This window comes from Hallella mizrahii, assembly GCF_009695775.1.
In the GTDB taxonomy this organism is placed as follows: domain Bacteria; phylum Bacteroidota; class Bacteroidia; order Bacteroidales; family Bacteroidaceae; genus Prevotella; species Prevotella mizrahii.
Genome location: NZ_VUNG01000028.1, coordinates 30,405 through 50,201, shown reverse-complemented (window position 1 = coordinate 50,201; position 19,797 = coordinate 30,405). Strand labels below are relative to the sequence as shown.

At 49.5% G+C, this 19,797-nt stretch carries 14 protein-coding genes; 9 read left to right on the top strand and 5 right to left on the bottom strand.

Annotated features, from left to right (window positions below; all coding sequences use genetic code 11):
* The first annotated feature begins 769 nt into the window (after positions 1-769).
* From FYJ73_RS10615 to rpiB, 8 genes are all read left to right on the top strand, one after another.
* Complete coding sequence (locus tag FYJ73_RS10615) at positions 770-1,963, top strand: aldose epimerase family protein (protein WP_154534693.1); 1,194 nt, start codon at positions 770-772, stop codon at positions 1,961-1,963.
* Between the two features lie 36 nt (positions 1,964-1,999).
* On the top strand, positions 2,000-3,733 hold the full coding sequence (locus FYJ73_RS10610; RefSeq protein WP_154534692.1) for a sodium:solute symporter: 1,734 nt from the start codon (positions 2,000-2,002) through the stop codon (positions 3,731-3,733).
* A gap of 12 nt (positions 3,734-3,745) precedes the next feature.
* Complete coding sequence (locus FYJ73_RS10605) at positions 3,746-4,423, top strand: NUDIX hydrolase (protein WP_154534691.1); 678 nt, start codon at positions 3,746-3,748, stop codon at positions 4,421-4,423.
* A 5-nt stretch (positions 4,424-4,428) separates the two neighbouring features.
* Complete coding sequence (locus FYJ73_RS10600; protein WP_154534690.1) at positions 4,429-5,130, top strand: L-ribulose-5-phosphate 4-epimerase; 702 nt, start codon at positions 4,429-4,431, stop codon at positions 5,128-5,130.
* Positions 5,131-5,187: 57 nt separating this feature from the next.
* Complete coding sequence (gene araA, locus FYJ73_RS10595) at positions 5,188-6,732, top strand: L-arabinose isomerase (RefSeq protein WP_154534689.1); 1,545 nt, start codon at positions 5,188-5,190, stop codon at positions 6,730-6,732.
* Between the two features lie 68 nt (positions 6,733-6,800).
* Positions 6,801-8,399 carry a xylulokinase gene (locus FYJ73_RS10590; RefSeq protein ID WP_154534688.1) on the top strand — a complete coding sequence of 533 codons (1,599 nt, stop codon included), beginning with the start codon at positions 6,801-6,803 and terminating at the stop codon, positions 8,397-8,399.
* Between the two features lie 33 nt (positions 8,400-8,432).
* Positions 8,433-10,457, top strand: a complete 2,025-nt coding sequence (locus tag FYJ73_RS10585) for a transketolase family protein (RefSeq protein WP_154534687.1) — start codon at positions 8,433-8,435, stop codon at positions 10,455-10,457.
* A gap of 101 nt (positions 10,458-10,558) precedes the next feature.
* Positions 10,559-11,008, top strand: coding sequence for a ribose 5-phosphate isomerase B (gene rpiB / locus FYJ73_RS10580; RefSeq protein WP_154534686.1), 450 nt, complete (start codon positions 10,559-10,561; stop codon positions 11,006-11,008).
* Between the two features lie 166 nt (positions 11,009-11,174).
* Here the strand turns inward: rpiB and FYJ73_RS10575 are convergent, their stop codons facing one another.
* From FYJ73_RS10575 to ileS, 5 genes are all read right to left on the bottom strand, one after another.
* On the bottom strand, positions 11,175-12,785 hold the full coding sequence (locus tag FYJ73_RS10575; protein ID WP_235899322.1) for a dipeptidase: 1,611 nt from the start codon (positions 12,783-12,785) through the stop codon (positions 11,175-11,177).
* Positions 12,786-12,850: 65 nt separating this feature from the next.
* Positions 12,851-13,699 carry a carboxylating nicotinate-nucleotide diphosphorylase gene (gene nadC, locus FYJ73_RS10570; RefSeq protein WP_154534684.1) on the bottom strand — a complete coding sequence of 283 codons (849 nt, stop codon included), beginning with the start codon at positions 13,697-13,699 and terminating at the stop codon, positions 12,851-12,853.
* Positions 13,700-13,769: 70 nt separating this feature from the next.
* Positions 13,770-14,666, bottom strand: a complete 897-nt coding sequence (locus tag FYJ73_RS10565) for a DUF4296 domain-containing protein (RefSeq protein ID WP_154534683.1) — start codon at positions 14,664-14,666, stop codon at positions 13,770-13,772.
* The gene (locus FYJ73_RS10560) at positions 14,663-15,361 is read right to left on the bottom strand and encodes a lipoprotein signal peptidase (RefSeq protein ID WP_154534682.1); all 699 of its coding nucleotides are present in this window, start codon (positions 15,359-15,361) and stop codon (positions 14,663-14,665) included. The genes FYJ73_RS10565 and FYJ73_RS10560 overlap by 4 nt, the downstream gene beginning before the upstream one ends.
* Positions 15,362-15,415: 54 nt before the next feature.
* Positions 15,416-19,063: an isoleucine--tRNA ligase gene (gene ileS / locus FYJ73_RS10555; RefSeq protein ID WP_154534681.1), complete on the bottom strand. Its 3,648-nt coding sequence runs from the start codon at positions 19,061-19,063 to the stop codon at positions 15,416-15,418.
* Positions 19,064-19,189: 126 nt separating this feature from the next.
* Here ileS and yihA point away from each other — a divergent pair, with 126 nt between their 5' ends.
* Positions 19,190-19,792, top strand: a complete 603-nt coding sequence (gene yihA / locus FYJ73_RS10550; protein ID WP_154534680.1) for a ribosome biogenesis GTP-binding protein YihA/YsxC — start codon at positions 19,190-19,192, stop codon at positions 19,790-19,792.
* Positions 19,793-19,797: the final 5 nt, after the last annotated feature.

Sequence of the window (19,797 nt, the reverse complement as noted above, 5' to 3'; positions counted from 1 at the left end):
CAAACAAAAGGAATTATACGACATTGTGTTGCAAAATGACGCTAAAAAATAACGCGTCTTGAGAGAACTGTATCTAACTGACCATAAAATCGGTCTTGGGTGGCGCAAAATAGGAAAACAGGAAAAAGCACGTTGAAAAACCCACTTTTGCAGCTACTCCCGATGAAAACAGTGAGTTGAGCGTGAGAAAACAGTTGTTTTATGTGGTCAGAACACTGAGATGACAAGGTCAGAACACTGAGATGACAAGATAAAACAACTGAGATGACAAGATAAAATAACTAAAATGGGAAGGACAAAAACTCACTCACGAATGTATAGCACTGATTATCAATACATTATAAAAAATGCCGAAAAACACGTAAATTTGGTGTCAAGGACAAGTCTGCACGGAAAATCGCAGCCATTGGCACGCAAAATTGACAGTTTTCCCGACAATACATGACATTATTCTAAAGTTCGGCACAGTATAGTGCAAGAAGACATCCTCTTAAGCGCTTGGCTAATGAGCAAACCAAAGCTTCTTAAGACAGCAACATCATAGACCCAACAGTAAACTTATGAGCAACATACACCTATCACAAGACAGATACACAAGTAAGCAGAACATGAGTTCAAATCACGCTGATAATAGAGTAAATACGCCCCAATTTCACTTTAAAAGTGTAAAAAGTACTATTTTTCAAAAATTTCACATTGAATGTGATACAACTTACAAAAAAATATTGTAACTTTACCACCAATAAAACCAAATAACTATAAAACAGACATGGGAAATATCAAAAACTACTTAGGTATCGCAGGAGGTTGCCTGCTGGCACTTGCATCATGTGCCGGCAACAAAACCGCCAGCCGCACCGTATCCGGTCTTGATCCGGCTGCCTTTGACACCACATTGAATGGAAAGAAGGTAGAACTCATCACTTTGAAGAACAACAACGGCATGGAAGTTTGCCTGACCAACTACGGAGGTCGTGTCGTTTCTCTCTGTGTCCCGGATAAAGAAGGCAAGCCTACAGACGTAGTGCTCGGCTATGACAATATCCGCCAGTATGCTGATACATTGAACAGCCCTTCTGACTATGGTTCCAGTGTCGGGCGCTATGCCAACCGCATCAAGAATGCACAGATCACTGTAGGTGGTAAAGTTTACAAGCTTCGTGTCAACGACAATGAGAACACCCTTCATGGTGGCGGCAACACCGGATGGCTCCATCAAGTATATGATGTTCAGTCAAAGACCGACAGCAGTGTGACCTTCGCCATCACGGCCCCTGACGGTGAGAATGGCTTCCCCGGAACTGTGAAAGCAACTGCCACCTATTTGGTGAAGAACAACAACACACTCGACATCACTTTCAAGGCAACTACTGACAAGGAGACGGTCATCAACATGACCAACCACTCCTATTTCAATCTTAATGGCGATCCTTCTAAGGTCGGCACAGATGAGGTTATGTACATCAATGCCGACAAGTTCACCCCTTCTGACGCTAAATACATCCCGACGGGTGAAATTCGCGACGTGACCGGCACACCGATGGACTTCCGCAAGCCCCACGCTATTCAAGAGACCATCACCGATACCACTTTCGACCAAATCCACAATGCCACAGGCTACGATCATAACTGGTGCCTGAATACTTTCAAAAATGGTAAAGGCGATGATACGCAGGTAGCTGCAAGCCTCTTCTCACCCAAGACCGGCATTCTGCTTGAAGTGTTTACCAATGAGCCGGGACTACAAGTCTACACCGGTAATTTCCAGGGTACAGGCATTCCTTGCAAACACGGTATCAAATATCCCAAACATGTCAGTGTCTGCTTTGAAAGTCAGAAATACCCTGACAGCCCTACAAAAATTGTCCAAAAGACAAAAGGCTGGGAGATCTCTAATCCCTATCTCAAACCAGGACAGACTTACTACAGTCACCTCGTATATAAATTTTCTGTGAAGAAATAACCGATTCTCATAACAAACAATACTAAAAACAAAACTATGAACTGGAACGCAAAAGAATTTATTTGGCTTGACTGGGTGGTTCTTGCCATTGGTATAGGCTTAGTGGCAATCGCCGTCTACAGAAGTATCATCAAAGACAAGCGCAAGATGAAGGGTGCTGACAGCCAGGACTACCTCTTCGGCAAAGGCGAGCCCTGGTGGGTAATCGGTGCAGCTATCTTCGCTGCGAACATCGGCTCGGAGCACCTTGTCGGTTTGGCAGGTACCGGTGCAAAAGATGGTGTAGGTATGGCCCACTGGGAGATGCAAGGCTGGATGATCCTCATCCTGGGCTGGCTCTTCGTACCTTTCTATCAGTTGCTCAACAACAAATTGGGAAGAATCATTACGATGCCGGAATTCCTTAAATTCCGCTATACCAAGGCTACCGGCTCTTGGCTGAGCATCATCACACTGGTGGCATACGTGCTCACCAAAGTGAGTGTAACAGCCTTCACAGGTGGTATTTTCTTTGAGTACTTGCTTGGCATTCCCTTCTGGTATGGTGCCCTGGGACTGATCTTTATCACAGCCGTCTTTACCATCTTCGGTGGCATGAAGGGCGTGATGACAATGTCTGCCATCCAGACTCCAATCCTAATCATCGGTTCTTTCCTTGTACTCTTCCTTGGCTTGGCTACACTGGGCGACGGAAGCATCACTCAGGGTTGGAGCAACATGATGACCTATTGCAGCCATCTTCACAATGGCTACGGCACCACACACATGTTCCACTGGAGTGAGGGTGATCCTATGTATCACGAATATCCTGGTTTCGTCGTCTTCATTGGAGCATCCATCATCGGATTCTGGTATTGGTGCACCGACCAGCATATCGTACAACGTGTGCTGGGACAGACCAAAGGTGAGGACAACACCGTCGTGATGAAGCGTGCGCGTCGTGGTACTATTTGTGCAGGCTACTTCAAGCTTCTGCCTGTCTTCATGTTCTTGATACCTGGTATGATTGCTGCCGCTCTGGCTGCTAATCCTGCTAAATATGGTTTGGTAATGAACAACACCGACGCTGCCTTTGCCCTGATGGTAAAAGATGTGTTACCCGCCGGTGTTAAAGGCATCGTGACCATCGGCTTCATCAGTGCTTTGGTTACTTCACTTGCTGCCTTCTTCAACTCTTGTGCGACTCTGTTCACCGAGGACTTCTATAAGCCGTTGCGTGCGGGCAAGAGCGAGGCTCACTACGTGCTCGTCGGTCGTTTGGCTACCGTCGCTGTCGTACTCCTGGGCTTGGCTTGGATGCCAATCATGATGAGTATGGATACTCTCTACAGCTATCTGCAGAACATCCAGTCATTGCTGGCACCAGCCATGGTAGCCGTGTTCTCTCTCGGTATTTTCTCCAAGAAGATCACTCCTATGGCAGGACAGTGGGGACTTATCGGTGGTTTCGTGATCGGTATGCTCCGTCTCGTCACCAATGTCATTACTCATAACGGCGATGCCGCAATGACAGGTGCCTTCTGGGAGAACACCGCATGGTTCTGGCAGACCAACTGGCTGATCTTTGAGTGCTGGTTGCTGGTGTTCATCATTGTGATGATGTTTGTCATCTCCATGTTCACCAAGGCTCCCTCTCAGGAGCAAATTGCCGCTATCACCTTCACACCGGAATACCGCAAGCAGATCCGCGACAGTTGGAGCACTGGAGACATCATTGCCACTTTGGGTGTGATTGCACTCTGCGGTGCCTTCTATTGGTATTTCTTCTAATCCCCAATACCCATGACAGGATTTTATAGTGAACACTCTAAAGTTTGGGTCTCTGTCGACTGCATAGTCTTTGGATTTGAAGAAGACAAGCTGAAGTTGCTTATCGGCAAGCGACAGATGGATCCAGGCCGAGGCGAATGGTCACTCTATGGCGGCTTCGTCGGGCCTCAGGAAAGTCTGACCGAAGCTGCCCAAAGAGTTCTGCAAGATCTCACAGGCTTGCAAAAGCTCTATATGCGGCAGGTAGGAGCCTTCGGAGCCATAGACCGTGATCCGGGAGAACGTGTCATTTCCGTAGCCTATTGTGCACTGATCAACGTAAAGGACTACGACGATTCCCTCCGTGAGCGATACGGCCTCGAATGGGTGCCGGTGGAAAACATGCCGAAACTCTATTCCGACCATAACACCATGGTTAAAGATGCCCTGGCGATGCTGCGGCGTCACATCAACACAGAGCCACTGAGTTTCAACCTCCTGCCGGAGTTGTTTACCTTGACACAGTTGCAGCATGTCTATGAAGCCATCTTAGGCACAGAAATCGACAAGCGCAACTTCCGCAAGCGTATCAAACAAATCGATTTCATTGAGAAAACCGACAAAATAGACAAACTGACCTCCAAACGCGGCGCTGCACTCTATCGATTCAACAGCAAAGCGTATGACGAAGATCCAGAATTTAAGTTATAACTATCATGCTAGAAGAATTAAAAGAAAAAGTATATCGTGCCAACCTCGATTTGGTAAAGCATCAGTTGGTACTCTTCACCTGGGGCAATGTCTCTGGCATTGACCGCGAGAAAGGTCTCGTCGTCATCAAACCGTCCGGTGTCAGCTACGACACCATGAAAGCCAGCGATATGGTTGTCGTGGACTTGCAGACAGGAAAAGTAGTGGAAGGCGATCTGAATCCATCATCGGATACTCCCACTCATCTCGTCCTCTATCGCAACTTCCCAGAGATAGGTGGTGTGGTACACACCCACTCCACCTACGCTACGGCTTGGGCACAGGCAGGATGCGACATTCCCAATATCGGTACGACACACGCTGATTATTTCCACGATGCCATCCCATGTACAGATGACATGACAAAGGATCAGATGGATGAGTATGAGTACAACACGGGTGTTGTAATCGTAGATAAGTTCAAGAAAGACCATATCAACTATGTGCATACTCCGGGCGTTCTTGTCAAGAACCATGGCCCCTTCACCTGGGGCAAGGATCCTGATGAGGCTGTCTATCATGCCGTCGTTGCCGAGCAAGTTGCCAAGATGGCTTTCGTCTCTTTCTCTGTGAATCCACAGACCAAGATGAATCCATTGCTCGTGGAGAAGCATTTCTCTCGTAAGCACGGTCCCAACGCTTATTACGGACAAAAAAAGAAAAAATAGTCATCAGAATTTCCACAATCAAATTATATTAAAAACGTTATCAACCAAACAATCATCATGGAAAAAGCATTTAATGATTTCGAGATCTGGTTTGTCACAGGTGCACAGCTTCTTTACGGAGGCGACGCTGTCAAACAAGTAGACGGACACTCTAAAGAGATGGTAGAAGGAATGAACAACTCAGGCCTGCTACCCGTCAAGGTTGTATATGCTGGTACTGCCAACAGCTCAAAAGAAGTGGCAGATGTCATGGCCCGCGCCAACGTTGACAACAAATGTATTGGTGTCATCTGCTGGATGCACACCTTCTCTCCCGCAAAGATGTGGATCAAGGGCATGCAGATCCTTCGCAAACCCCTCCTCCACTTACATACTCAGTACAACGAAAAGATTCCATGGAATACCATCGACATGGATTTTATGAACCTCAATCAGAGTGCTCACGGCGACCGCGAGTTCGCTCATATCCTTTCTCGTCTGCGCAAGCCTCGTAAGACTGTCATCGGCTACTGGAAAGATGAGAAGACACTCAAGCATATCGCTGTTTGGGAGCGTGTCTGCGCCGGAGTTGCTGATGCTCAGGATTGCCTCATCATCCGTTTCGGTGACCAGATGAACAACGTCGCTGTGACCGACGGTGACAAGGTTGCTTTTGAGCAGGTACTGGGCTATCACGTCGACTACGTGCAGTTCTCTACAGTCATGGAGTATTTCGACAAGGTAAAAGACGAAGATGTCGATGCCCTTGTACATGATGTCTACTTCAAGGAATATGCTGTGGCTGATGCACTGAAGGACGAGAAGAGTGTCGAGTACAAGAAGATCTGGAACTCTGCCAAGGCAGAATTGACACTTCGTGCCGTATTGAAGGCTTATGGCGCCAAGGGCTTCACCACCAACTTCGACGACTTAGGCGATGTCAACGTGGAAGAGACCGGTCGTGGCTTCGACCAGATTCCGGGCTTGGCTTCTCAGCGTCTGATGCACGACGGCTATGGCTTCGGCGCAGAGGGTGACTGGAAGAGTGCCTGTCTCTATCGCACCACATGGTTCATGAGCCAAGGTTTGGAAGGTGGCACCTCATTCCTGGAGGACTACACACTCAACTTCGATGGTGACAACACCTCTATCCTGGAGTCTCACATGCTCGAGGTCAATCCGGATATCGCAGAGGAGAAGCCACGGCTGGAGGTTCACTTCCTCGGCATCGGCGTGCGCAAGACTCCTACAGCCCGTCTTGTCTTCACAGCCAAGCAAGGTCATGGCGTCACAGCCACTGTCGTGGATATGGGTAATCGCTTCCGCCTGATCGCCAACGATGTCAACCTCATCAAGAGCCAGCCACTGCCGAAGCTTCCAGTAGCATCTGCTCTGTGGATTCCTGAGCCCACATTTGAGGTGGGTGTAGGCTGCTGGATGAATGCCGGCGGAACACACCACTCCTGCTTCAGTTTCGGTCTGACCGACGAGTATTGGCGTGACTTTGCTGAGATCGCCGACATGGAGGCTTGTATCATCAACAAGGACACCGACTACGAGCAGTTCCGCAAAGAGCTCCGCTGGAACGAGATGTACTATATGCTGAACAAGGCTCTCCGCTAATTGAAACCTATAAAATCCGGCAATGCCCGTCATAGAGCATTGTCGGATATGACATTAATCAGAAACAAATGAACGCTCAAACAATCATAGAATCCGGTCGTGCCGTCCTAGGTATCGAATTCGGATCCACACGCATCAAGGCTGTGCTGATTGACGAGGAGAACAAGCCAATCGCACAAGGCAGTCACACGTGGGAGAACCAACTTGTCGACGGACTTTGGACGTATAGCATTCAGGCTATTTGGGAAGGACTTCAAGACTGCTATGCCTCTCTTCGCCAAAATGTCAAAGAGCAATATGGCATAGAGATCACAAGGCTCGCTGCCATTGGCATTAGCGCCATGATGCATGGCTACATGCCCTTTGGTGAGGACAACAAGATCCTCGTACCTTTCCGTACTTGGCGCAACACCAACACAGGACAGGCTGCTGAGGAACTCTCCAAACTGTTCAACTTCAACATTCCTCTTCGCTGGAGCATCTCTCATCTTTATCAGGCTATCCTCAATGGCGAGAGCCATGTCAACAGCATCAAATATCTTACGACACTTGCCGGATATATCCATTGGCAACTCACAGGCAAGAAAGTACTTGGCATCGGTGATGCTTCCGGTATGATTCCTATCGACCCGGAAACTAAGCAATTCGATGCATCGATGATCGAGAAGTTTGAAAAGCTTATTGCTCCTAAACATCTTTCCTGGCATCTCACTGACATTTTGCCAAAGGTGTTGTTAGCTGGCGAAGATGCCGGAACACTCACCGAAGAAGGTGCCAAGCTCCTGGATGTCTCCGGTCATCTGCAGGCAGGCACCCCCCTCTGTCCACCGGAAGGTGACGCTGGAACCGGTATGGCAGCCACCAATGCTGTCAAGGTGCGTACAGGAAATGTATCCGCCGGCACATCCTCTTTCTCCATGATCGTGTTGGAGAAGAATCTTTCCAAGCCCTATTCCGTCATCGACATTGTCACTACTCCTGCCGGGCTTCCCGTGGCTATGGTACATTGCAACAACTGCACATCCGAGATCAACGCTTGGGTGAATATCTTCGATGAATACGCAAAGATATTAGGCATCAAGCAAAACACCAATGAGCTCTACACCCGTCTGTTCAACGTAGCACTTGAAGGCGACGCTGACTGTGGTGGTCTGCTCTCCTACAACTATGTATCAGGAGAGCCCGTTGCAGGACTTGCTGACGGTCGTCCACTCTTTGTGCGTGCCGCCAACGACAAGTTTACACTTGCCAACTTCATGCGCACACAACTCTATGCCGCTGTCGGTGTGCTGAAGATTGGCAACGACATTTTGTTTAAAGATGAAAAGATCACAGTAGACCGCATCACAGGCCATGGCGGTTATTTCACCACGAAAGGCGTAGGCCAGCGCATTTTAGCAGCAGCTCTCAACTCGCCGATCTCTGTCATGGAGACTGCCGGTGAGGGAGGTGCTTGGGGCATAGCACTGTTGGCCTCTTATTGCATCCACCGCCAGCAGGGTCAGAGTCTGCCCGACTTCCTTGATGAGCGCGTCTTCGCCGGCAACACGGGTACAGAGATCAGCCCAACACCTGAGGATGTGGCAGGATTCGACGCGTATATCAAAGCTTACAAGCAAGGACTTGAAATAGAAAAAGCAGCTGTCAAGTATAAGGCAGCAAAATAGAAAACAAGATCTTATCACTTACTATATTATATTATGAACGACATTGAATTGATGAATCGCGCAGCCGACAACATTCGTATTCTGGCTGCTTCGATGGTTGAAAAAGCTAACTCTGGCCACCCCGGTGGTGCTATGGGTGGTGCAGACTTTATCAATGTACTTTTCAGCGAGTACTTGATCTATGATCCCGAGGATCCCACATGGACAGGCCGCGACCGCTTCTATTTGGATCCTGGCCATATGAGCCCTATGCTCTATAGCGCACTGACGCTCCAGGGCAAATTCTCACTCGAAGACATCAAACAGTTCCGTCAGTGGGGCTCTCCCTGCCCGGGTCACCCCGAACTCGATGTGATGCATGGCATTGAGAATTCCTCCGGTCCTTTGGGCCAAGGCCATGCTATCGCAGCAGGCTCCGCCGTTGCCGAGAAATTCCTTGAAGCCCGTCTGGGTAGTGTGATGATGCAACACCATATCTATTGCTATATCTCCGATGGTGCCGTTGAGGAGGAGATCTCACAAGGTGTAGGCCGAATTGCCGGCACCTTAGGTCTCAACAATCTCATCATGTTCTATGACTCCAACGATATCCAGCTGTCTACAGAGACCAAAGATGTCATGAACGAGGACACCGCAGCCAAATACCGTGCATGGAATTGGAATGTCATCGAGATCAATGGTAACGATGTCGCAGAGATCCGCAAGGCATTGGACGCAGCCCTGACAGAGAAAGAGCGTCCTACTCTCATCATCGGCAAGACAATCATGGGGCGTGGCGCCGTGAAAGCTGACGGCACAAGCTATGAGCACAACGTGAAAACCCACGGCGCTCCTTTAGGCGATGGCGCTTACATCAACACGATCAAGCACTTAGGCGGTGATCCCGAGAATCCTTTTGTCATCTTTGATGATGTAAAGAAGCTCTATGCCGACCGTCGTGAGGAGTTAAAGAAGATTGTAGCAGCACGCCGCGCAGAAGAAGCAGAGTGGGCAAAGGCCAATCCTGAAAAGAAAGCCTTGATGGACACATGGTTCTCCGGCAAGGCTCCGAAGATTGACTGGAGCAAGGTACAGCAAAAGGAAGGCTCCGCGACACGTGCCGCATCTTCTGCTTGCTTGGCAGAGCTTGCTAAGCAAGTACCTAATATGATCTGTGCTTCTGCCGACTTGTCAAACTCTGACAAGACTGACGGCTTCTTGAAGCAGACCCACTCGCTGAAGAAAGGCGACTTCTCTGGTGCCTTCTTCCAGGCTGGTGTGGCAGAGTTGACGATGGCCGATATGTGCATTGGTATGATGCTCCATGGCGGTGTCATCGCTGCTTGCGGTACCTTCTTCGTATTCTCTGACTACATGAAGCCGGCTGTTCGTTTGGCAGCACTGATGGGCGTACCCGTGAAGTTCATTTGGACTCACGATGCCTTCCGTGTTGGTGAGGATGGTCCTACCCATGAGCCTGTTGAGCAGGAAGCACAAATTCGCTTGATGGAGAAGCTGCAAAACCATAAGGGACAAGACAGCGTGCGTGTGTTCCGCCCCGCCGATGCTGATGAGACTACCGTTTGCTGGGAGATGGCAATGGAGAACATGGACACTCCGACTGCACTGATTTTCTCCCGTCAGGGTATCGCCAAACTGCCTGAGGGTAATGATTATCAGCAGGCTCGCAAGGGTGCCTATATCGTTGCAGGCTCAGACGAGAATCCTGATGTCATCCTTGTCGCCAGTGGCTCTGAAGTATCCACGCTTGAGGCTGGCTGTGCTGCCCTTCGTGCTGACGGCATCAAGGTACGTGTGGTCAGTGCTCCTTCTGAAGGTCTCTTCCGTCGTCAGTCTAAAGAGTATCAGGAGAGCGTTCTCCCCTACGACGTCAAGAAGTTCGGTATGACAGCCGGACTGCCCGTCACTCTCGAAGGCTTGGTAGGTATCGGTCCCAACAGCCGTATCTATGGCATGAAGAGCTTCGGCTTCTCTGCACCCTACAAGGTACTTGATGAGAAGCTCGGATATACCGGTGAGAATGTCTACAAGCAGGTGAAAGCTTTCTTGGGCAAGTAATGAACTGCTGTATATAAATAAAAGATGAGCAATGGTAGACAATACCATTGCTCATCTGACGTTATATACTCGTTAATTCTAAATGATAAAAAACACGCGAGATGGAAATTAAAACAGTAGGACTGGCAAGTGATCATGCCGGCTTTGCCTTGAAACAGTACGTCAAGAAATATCTTGATGAGCACAACATACCTTATAAAGACTATGGTACTTTCACCGAGGAGAGTTGCGACTACCCCGACTTTGGCCATGCGCTTGCACAAGGCATAGAGTCTGGCGAAGTCTATCCGGGCATCGGCATCTGTGGCTCCGGTGAAGGCATTGCCATGACGCTCAACAAGCATCAGGGCATTCGCGCCGGACTTTGTTGGATTCCTGAAGTGGCTCACTTGATCCGCCAGCACAACAATGCAAATGTCCTTGTCATGCCAGGCCGTTTCATCGATAATGACATGGCTAAGAAAATCATGGATGAGTTCTTCTCTACAGAATTTGAGGGTGGACGCCATGAGCGACGTGTCAAGAAGATCCCTTTGGCTCCTGAGAAATGATAAAAACTTCAATTGCCAAAAGAAATATTGAGTTGTAATTATAAATATCAACCCAACAAAACAAACGTCTGAGATATTTCCTTATAAGGAATACATCTCAGACGTTTGTTTTTATGTGGGAGAACTGACATTCTAAAGATTTCGTCTGTTCCCTTAGAAAACCCCTTTACTTATTGGGAACCTCATAACGATCGCCGGTTTGCTTAACGATTTGCTCACGATAAGTTTCAGGATAGCCGGGACGCTTCACAGCTACTCCGATGCCTTCCGGCGTACGCAGGAACTTGCCGTCTTTCTCCGGCTTCACGGTCATATCATTGTATTTCACAATCAGATAGAAAGCAAGTTGCTTCCATCGGGCCAGCATCTGCTGAGCCACTGTGTTGCTATAGTCGTTGAGATAACGTGCGGCAGCATCTTCGTTGGTAGCGGCCATTGCCACAGCTTTGTCCTCCACTTCTTTCTGACGGGCAAAATAGCTCTGCTCCAAAGAGTCTCGGACTGCTTTCAGACTGGGAAACATCTGTGAGTAGCGTGGATACACCATATTGCTCACCCAATTGCATACCCAATAAGCGTTCTTCATGGAGAAAGTCAGCGCGTCGGCACCTGGTGTGTTGTAACATTCGGGTTGCACAGTATTTCCACAATAGATCGGGGTGTAAGCCACCATATTGCCATCGTCGTTGCCAAACCACAGCACGCCACCCACTTTACGGGGCAGCCATGAACGCATCTGAGAGACGAAAGTGAAGCCCGTCTGCTGAGTGCTTGTCGGTCGCTCGTTGAAGTATTTCTTTCCGTTCACCTCATAGAAAAGAGGTGTGGGGCGGTATGGCATCTGCCATATACCTCCGCCGATGTCGGTGGAGTCAATCGCCATCGGTGTACCCTCGTAATGGTCACGCATGGCCACCTGCACGTCTTGCACGCTCAGCTTACGACTGGGCACCACCCACAAGGGCATATCCTCAGCTGCAGTGTCTTTGCCAAGAGCCCAAGGCAGATATTTGTCCATGCCTTTGGCATAGCGGTTGAAGAACGACCAAACACGGGCATCACAGATGCGGCGTCCACTGAAATCCGGCTTAGCGTAAGTCATCTTCCAGTTGAAGTCTGCATCCTTGCCACTGAACCATCCTTTTTTACGGGCAAAAGCAACCACGTCTTTGGCATACATCACATTGTTCTTGTCTTTCATATTGAACTTGCCAATGCGACTTTGATTGGCATGGCCACAGATGGCATCGTCGGGAATACGCTGTGCCACCCAAACGACGCCCTTCTCTCCTTTTCCTTTGCCCTGCATTTCCATGATCCATGCTTCGTTAGGGTCGCAGATGGTGAATGTCTCACCTTCGGAGCAGTAGCCATAGGTTTGAGCCAGCGTTGTCATCACCTTGATGGCTTCGCGCGCGGTCCGTGAGCGTTGCAAGCCGAGATAGATCAGCGAGCCATAGTCTATGCCTCCATCGGGATTGACCATCTCCTCACGGCCGCCATAGGTAGTCTCGCCAATGGTTACTTGAAACTCATTGATGTTGCCAATGACATTATAGGTGACGGGAGCCTCAGGAATCTTACCAATATATTTATGCGTGTCCCAATCTACGATGTCGCGCATCTCTCCCTTTTTATGTGTCCCGGCAGCATAATGCGCCAATCCTATGAACATGCCGTAGTCGTCGGCATTGTAGCTGCAGATGACAGAGCCATCGACAGATGCTTTCTTTCCTACAATAAAATTAGTACAAGCCTCACCTTGTGTAGCGCACATAGCAAGTGCTGCCACGGTGATGCCGCAAATACGAGATTTGATTTTCATAGTCTGATTATTTATTTTCAACAAGCCTTAAAGCTCATGTCAAGACCTTTGACGCTGTGTGTGAGCGCACCTACGCTGATAAAGTCTACTCCCTGCTCGGCATAGTCCCGAATCGTGTCATAAGTGATGCCACCGGAGGACTCAGTCTCAAAGCGATGGTTGATGATGTCCACGGCTTTCTTGGTGTCAGGAACAGAGAAGTTGTCAAGCATGATGCGGTTCACACCACCCTTGTCCAACACTTGCTGCAACTCATCGAAGTCGCGCACCTCAATCTCAATCTTCAGATCAAGATGTTTGTCTGCTAAATATTGATGACAACGGTCGATGGCGTTGGCAATTCCGCCGGCAAAATCAATATGGTTATCTTTCAACAGAATCATATCAAAAAGACCGATGCGATGGTTCATGCCCCCACCCAACTTTACAGCCTGCTTCTCCAGCATACGCATACCCGGTGTAGTCTTGCGCGTGTCGAGAACATGACAGCCGGTGCCAGCAATACGTTCCACATACTTATGTGTCATGGTAGCGATACCGCTCATGCGCTGCATGATGTTGAGCATCAGACGCTCAGTCTGCAAGAGCGAACGCGTCTTACCCGAAACGATCATGGCAATGTCGCCCTTCTTCACCGGCTGCCCATCACCAATGAGCACCTCCACCTTCAGCGTAGGATCGAAACGGTCAAACACTTTCTTTGCTACCTCGACACCGGCAAGTATACCGTCTTCCTTGATAAGCAGATGGCTTTTGCCCATGGCATCCGCTGGAATACAGCACAAAGTGGTATGGTCTCCATCACCGATATCCTCAGCAAAAGCCAAGTCGATGAGTTTGTCTTCTAATTGATCTACTGATAACATGATATTGAATGTTGAATTATTAAAATGATGAATGATGAATGTTGAGTGATGAATGATGAATTCAGAATCATCACTGCCTTCGCATTGTATCCGGAGCCATCTGCATTTGCGCATTTGCCGGTAAAGGCTGTGGAGAGCCATCGGGGCCATTGGGTCCAGTAGCTCCTGCCGCAGAATTTTCGTCAGCACTCTTCTTAGCGTGCACTCTAAAGAGATGGATGTGGCTGAGACAAGCCATTTTCAGTGTAGTCATCGAACTGTTCATGTCATTGTTTCTTGCCAAGAGGAAGAAGCCCTTCACCTCTTTGATTCCCAAAGAATTGGGATCATCGATGGATAGGTCATATTTTGAAGAGCTGGAGAAATGCATGACGCGCTGTGCTACGCTGTCATTGCGATAGACCAGTGAGAGCACCACGACACCGTCTCTTGTACCATCCTGATAGATGAAATCGCTTTGGAAGTTTAAGACGAAAGAGTCACCTTTATGATATGAACTGTCGGCCTTGACCGAGAAGGAGTAAAGGTTGTAGGGCTCATTCGGGATGAGCACCACAGAGCTGCTCTCTTTCCAAATGTCCGTGGTGTCGCCATTGGCAGTAAAGCTTCCAGCCGTTCCTACCGAAGATCCAAGCTCTTGTGCCTTGTCTTGCAAGCGCTGCGTAACATGCTCATAAATAGTATGAAGCTGATCGGCATGACGCATATAGTATACCATCGAAGTGTCAAACTTCTCCTGACTGACACCGTATTTCTTCAAGACAGCAGTGCGATAAGCGATGACATTCTCAGCATAGTTGCCCTTCGCTTGCTCTGCCATAGCATCTGCCATATGATAATCATAGAGCAAATCCTCCATGTCGCCCGGCGAGATGAATGTACTGGGTACCGAGGGCTTGCAGCCCACCGTCATCGCCAGCACCATGACCATGCTGCAGAATACCAACAGCAGACGCAGACCCTTCATTGTTTTCCTCCTTTCCCGTCATCAGTTGGCGAAGAGGATGCGGAATGCTCACGGTGTAGCCCCTTGTCAACAGTAGCATTGAAAGACTCTAAATCCTTACGACAGAAAATCAACATAGCGATGACTCCCACCGTGATGCTGGCATCGGCAAAGTTGAAAACCGGAGAGAAGAAGGTAAAAGACTCACCACCCCAAAGTGGGAACCACATCGGGAAAGTGCCATGTATCAAAGGGAAATAGAACATATCCACCACGCGTCCCATCAGAAAACTTGCATAGCCCGTGCCAAAGGGCACGAAATAAGAGACATAGTCGGGTGAAGAGTTGCTAAAAATAAGCCCATAGAACATGGAGTCGAAGATATTTCCGGCGGCACCGGCAGCGATCAGCGAGAGCAAGACGACATAGCGTGTGCGGCCGTGCTGTCTGACGGTTTGCCAAATAAACCAGCCAATCGCCGAAACAGCCACGATGCGAATGACACTCAAGACGACTTTACTGCCGAGCGTCATGCCGAAGGCCATGCCTTTGTTCTCGATGAAGGCAATGTAGAACCAGTTGGTGATCTCGATGGAGCTACCCAATGTCATGTGGGTCTTCACCCAGATCTTTATCAACTGATCGACGACCAGAATGGCGAGGACGATGATCCACGCCAAACGGCCGTCGGTGAGAATTTTCTTTTTGCTATTCATTATAAAATGATATAGACTGTCAGATGTATTCACAGATGAATCATCATCTGATTATCAGGCATTTGCCTTTTCTACTTTAATATTCAGCTTGAAGCTGTCGAAATCTGTCTCCACGCCATCGTTGTCAGCCACGGTGATGCTGTCGGCCAGCACCTGGCCTTTGATGTAGTCAGCGAAAGACTTCACAGCGGTCTCTACCTCTGCATTGGGGGCTACGGTGACGTTGATGCGATCGGTGATCTGCAAGCCCGTCTCCTTACGCAGGTTCTGAATGCGGTTGACAAGCTCACGGGCCATACCCTCATTGCGAAGTTCTGGCGTCAACTCCACTTCCAAAGCTACCGTCAGATTGCCCTCGTTGCTGACGAGCCATCCGGGGATATCCTCAGAGATGATCTCCACATCAGCAGCGTCGACAGTGACATTTTGTCCGTCAACATCAAAGCTCAAGCTACCCTCGCGCTCCAATGCCGCAATGTCGTCTTGTGACAGACCGTTCATCTTGGCAGCGACACCCTTCATCAGCTTGCCAAACTTCTTGCCCATGACACGGAAGTTGCACTTCACCTTCTTCACCAAGATGCTTTGTCCCTCGGCAAAGTTGAGTTCCTTGACATTGACCTCATTCATGATCAAGTCTTTGACAGCCTCGATATGCTTACGCTGGTTGTCGTCGACAGCTGGGATCAGGATCTGCTGCAGCGGCTGACGCACCTTGATGTTGACCTTACGGCGCAGTGCCAGCACCATCGAGGTGATCTTCTGTGCCATGTCCATGCGCTGCTCCAAATCCGTGTCGATGAGGCTCTCGTCGACCACGGGGAACGACTCGAGGTGCACGCTCTCCATCTTTCCGCCCAAATCGTGATAGAGCTGGTCAGCAGAGAAGGGGGCAAAGGGCGCAAGCACCTTGGCCACAGTCATCAAGCAGGTATAGAGCGTGTTGTAAGCGGCGAGCTTGTCGTCGCTCATCTCCTTACCCCAGAAGCGCTTGCGGTTGAGGCGCACATACCAGTTGCTGAGGTGGTCGTTGACGAAGGCATCGATCAGACGTCCGGCGCGTGTCGGGTCATAACCATCGAGCTCACGGCGCACTCCCTTCACGAGCGTGTTGAGGCTGGAGAGGATCCAGCGGTCGATCTCCACGAGATGCTCCTTGGAAGCCTCCAAAGAAGTATTCTCAAGATCATAGCCGTCGACATTGGCATAGAGGGCGAAGAAGCTATATGTATTATATAAGGTGCCGAAGAATTTGCGGCGCACCTCGTCTACGCCATTCGGGTCGAACTTCAGATTATCCCACGGCTCGCTGTTTGTCATCATATAGAAGCGCACGGGGTCAGCACCGTATTTGTTGATCATCTCAAAGGGGTCGGTGACATTGCCCACGTGCTTGCTCATCTTGTTGCCCTTGGCATCGAGGACGAGGCCTGAGGAGATGACATTCTTGAAGGCGACGGAGTCAAAGACCATCGTAGCGATGGCGTGGAGCGTGAAGAACCAGCCGCGTGTCTGGTCAACGCCCTCATTGATGAAGTCGGCAGGGAAGAAAGCCGGTGGCACGGGAGTTCCCGTGTAGGTACTGTGAATGAGTTCGTCGCGGTATTCGCTTTCGCTCTTACCCGTCTTCTTCAAGCCCTCGGCATTGATCTCTCCCTCAAAGGGATAGTGCTGCTGAGCATAAGGCATGGAACCGGAATCAAACCACACGTCGATCAAATCACTCTCACGATACATCGGTTTGCCCTCATCGTTGACGAGCACAATATAGTCGATGTACGGGCGGTGAAGATCAATCTTGTTGTAGTTCTCCTCAGAATAGTCACCCACGACAAAGCCCTTGTCCTTGAGTGGGTTGCTCTTCATCACACCGGCAGCAACAGACTTCTCTATCTCGTTGTAGAGTTCCTCAACAGAGCCTATGCACTTCTCGCCACGGTTCTCGTCACGCCAAATAGGCAGCGGCGTGCCCCAGAAGCGTGAGCGGCTGAGATTCCAGTCGTTGAGGTTCTCCAACCAATTGCCAAAGCGACCGGTACCCGTAGACTCCGGATTCCAGTGGATGGTCTTGTTGAGTTCCACCATACGCTGCTTCTTGGCCGTGTCACGGATGAACCAGCTGTCGAGGGGATAATAGAGGATTGGCTTGTCGGTGCGCCAGCAGTGGGGATAGTTGTGGACATGCTTTTCTATCTTGAAGGCAGTGCCCTCCATCTTCATCTCCATGCAGATAATAACATTCAAGTCATCGGCTTTCTCCGACGCTTTCTTGTCCCATACTCCGTTGGGATTATACTTCGGATCATAGGAATTCTTGACATAGTCACCGGCGTGATGTCCGTAAGCTTCCACATCGACGCAATGCTCTATGAAGTTCTTGTCGAGTTCATCGAGCACATAGTATTTACCTTGGAGATCCACCATAGGACGTGTCTCCCCCTTCTTGTTGATCAAGTAAAGAGCGGGCACATGAGCATCCTTGGCAACCTTGGCATCATCAGCACCGAAGGTAGAGGCGATGTGCACAATACCGGTACCATCCTCTGTGGTCACATAGTCACCGGGGATAACTCGGAAGGCCTCGCTCTCCATCTCCACGAAACGATCCTTGCCGTTCTCACCGACGAAGACCTTGTCGGGATGCGCCTCGGCATAAGCATTGACGAAGTCGGGCTGATACTCCCCTACTTTCTCGCAGGGCTTCACCCATTTCATCAGCTGGCTATAGTGCATTCCGACGAGCTCACTTCCCTTCATGCGGTCAACGACTCTCCAAGGGCAGATCTTCTTCTCCTTGTCAAAGGTGGGCAGGTCACCCTCTTTGCACTCCTGATCTGCTTTGAGGTAAGCACCCAGACGAGCCTCTGCCATAACGAGCGTCATCGGCTCACCATCGTAGGGGTTGTAAGTCTCCACAGCTACATAGTCGATGTTGGGGCCCACACACAGTGCGATGTTTGAAGGTAGTGTCCACGGCGTGGTGGTCCAAGCGATGAAGTAAGGCTTACCCCACTTTGTCCACTCGGCTTTCGGATCCGTGATGAGGAACTGCGCCGTGACGGTGGTGTCCTTAACATCGCGATAGCATCCCGGCTGGTTGAGCTCATGACTCGACAGTCCAGTACCGGCAGCCGGTGAATACGGCTGGATGGTGTAGCCCTTATAGAGCAGACCCTTGTTATAGAGTTGCTTGAGCAACCACCACAGCGTCTCAATGTATTTATTGTGATAAGTGACATAGGGATGATCCAAATCGACGAAATATCCCATCTTCTCGGTCAGCTCGCGCCACTCAGCCGTAAACTTCATCACGTTTTCACGGCACTTATGGTTATAGTCCTCCACCGAGATGTACTTATCAGATTTCTTGTTGTCGATATCTTTTTTAGTGATGCCCAATTCCTTCTCCACACCGAGCTCCACAGGCAGTCCGTGTGTATCCCATCCGGCTTTACGCTTCACCTGAAAGCCTTGCATGGTCTTGTAGCGGTTAAAGGTATCCTTGATGCTGCGTGCCAGCACATGGTGGATACCGGGATGACCATTGGCCGATGGAGGACCCTCGAAGAAGATAAACTGAGGGCATCCCTCTCTCTCATCAATACTCTTGTGGAAGATGTCGTTCTTCTCCCATTCCTTCAACACCTCGTCGTTGATCTTCGTCAGATCGAGACCGGTATGTTCGGCAAATCTCTTAGACATAAATGATTCTCTTTCTTTACCTTGTATTAATATTCTTGCGCAAAGGTAGTAAAAAAATAGGTTTCCCACAAAACTATCATTGCTTTTTAGTTAAAAATGAGTATCTTTGCACAAAAACATTCAGCTATGGACATCAAGAAAGCCCAATTTGTCATCTCAGCACCCACAGTGTCGCTGTGTCCCAAAGACAACAAGCCGGAATTTGCCTTCATCGGACGAAGCAATGTCGGCAAGTCGAGTCTCATCAACATGCTCTGCAACCACAAAGGTTTGGCAAAGACTTCCGCCACTCCCGGTAAGACGCTGCTCATCAACCATTTCATCATCAACAACGAATGGTATCTCGTCGACCTCCCCGGATACGGCTATGCCAAACGCTCCAAGACCGTACAGGACAAGCTCGACAAGATGATACGCTCCTATATCCTTCAGCGTGAGCAGCTCTGCAACGTCTTTGTGCTCATCGACATCCGCCACGAGCAGCAGAAGATCGACCGCGAGTTTGTCGACTGGCTCGGCGCGAGTGGCATCCCCTTCTCTATCGTCTTCACAAAAGCTGACAAGCTCGGACCAGTGAAAGCCAAGGGCAATGTCAAGCAGTGGATGGACGCCTTGCTCGACACTTGGGAGACGCTTCCACCCTATTTCATCACCAGCTCGGAAAAGAAAACGGGAAAAGACGAGGTCCTCAACTACATCGACGAGATCCTCAAGGAAATCAAAGGTTGAAATTC

Excerpts from the sequence above, each read along its gene's own strand:
- FYJ73_RS10615 (WP_154534693.1), top strand. The coding sequence starts at position 770 with ATGGGAAATATCAAAAACTACTTAGGTATCGCAGGAGGTTGCCTGCTG.
- FYJ73_RS10610 (WP_154534692.1), top strand. The coding sequence starts at position 2,000 with ATGAACTGGAACGCAAAAGAATTTATTTGGCTTGACTGGGTGGTTCTT.
- FYJ73_RS10605 (WP_154534691.1), top strand. The coding sequence starts at position 3,746 with ATGACAGGATTTTATAGTGAACACTCTAAAGTTTGGGTCTCTGTCGAC.
- FYJ73_RS10600 (WP_154534690.1), top strand. The coding sequence starts at position 4,429 with ATGCTAGAAGAATTAAAAGAAAAAGTATATCGTGCCAACCTCGATTTG.
- araA (WP_154534689.1), top strand. The coding sequence starts at position 5,188 with ATGGAAAAAGCATTTAATGATTTCGAGATCTGGTTTGTCACAGGTGCA.
- FYJ73_RS10590 (WP_154534688.1), top strand. The coding sequence starts at position 6,801 with ATGAACGCTCAAACAATCATAGAATCCGGTCGTGCCGTCCTAGGTATC.
- FYJ73_RS10585 (WP_154534687.1), top strand. The coding sequence starts at position 8,433 with ATGAACGACATTGAATTGATGAATCGCGCAGCCGACAACATTCGTATT.
- rpiB (WP_154534686.1), top strand. The coding sequence starts at position 10,559 with ATGGAAATTAAAACAGTAGGACTGGCAAGTGATCATGCCGGCTTTGCC.
- FYJ73_RS10575 (WP_235899322.1), bottom strand. The coding sequence starts at position 12,785 with ATGTGCGCTACACAAGGTGAGGCTTGTACTAATTTTATTGTAGGAAAG.
- nadC (WP_154534684.1), bottom strand. The coding sequence starts at position 13,699 with ATGTTATCAGTAGATCAATTAGAAGACAAACTCATCGACTTGGCTTTT.
- FYJ73_RS10565 (WP_154534683.1), bottom strand. The coding sequence starts at position 14,666 with ATGAAGGGTCTGCGTCTGCTGTTGGTATTCTGCAGCATGGTCATGGTG.
- FYJ73_RS10560 (WP_154534682.1), bottom strand. The coding sequence starts at position 15,361 with ATGAATAGCAAAAAGAAAATTCTCACCGACGGCCGTTTGGCGTGGATC.
- ileS (WP_154534681.1), bottom strand. The coding sequence starts at position 19,063 with ATGTCTAAGAGATTTGCCGAACATACCGGTCTCGATCTGACGAAGATC.
- yihA (WP_154534680.1), top strand. The coding sequence starts at position 19,190 with ATGGACATCAAGAAAGCCCAATTTGTCATCTCAGCACCCACAGTGTCG.